This window comes from Vibrio sp. 811 (genome assembly GCF_033339195.1).
Window position 1 is genome coordinate 1 of record NZ_JAWOUB010000901.1, and the last position, 529, is coordinate 529.

At 43.9% G+C, this 529-nt stretch carries 1 pseudogene; it reads right to left on the bottom strand.

Going from position 1 to position 529, the window contains the following annotated elements:
- Window positions 1-529: pseudogene (vcrV, locus tag R7Q46_RS30025) on the bottom strand (type III secretion system needle tip protein VcrV); the annotation flags it as partial.

Consider the following 529-nt stretch of genomic DNA (forward strand, 5'->3'; position numbering starts at 1 on the left):
TTCGATAAACGAGGCGCCTGTCGACTCACCCTTCAGCATTTTTTCAAACTGGAAACGGATGTCTCGTTCCGTATTGTTTTTTATCAGCTCAACCTGATCCGCAGAGATTTGCGTTTTTTGGATATCGGCAATCGCTTTATCGTTGTAAAAAGCATCGATTTCGGTGTGAATAAGACTTACTGCAAAATTCGCAAACAAGCTTGAAAGCGTCAAAGAATCCGAGCTTTTGATGATGGCATCTAACGCTTTTCGTAAATTTTCAGTCCCAGCGGTTTCACCGTAAGCCGCAGTAAACTGACCTTTCACTTGCGTCGCCATTCCGCTTAACACTTCGCTAAGCTGCTGTTTAGAAATGCCTGGCGTCCACGTAATTCTTTTCGCTAATTGGTCCGCGTCATCTTTAGTTAAAGTGATACCTATCTGGTTAAAAGCGTTCTGCAATTGCGTCGAGACGTTCGTAACAAAATTCGCTTCGGTTAGCAGAAAATCAGATGCTTTGAGCTGGGCCAGATTCACCGATGGCAAATGA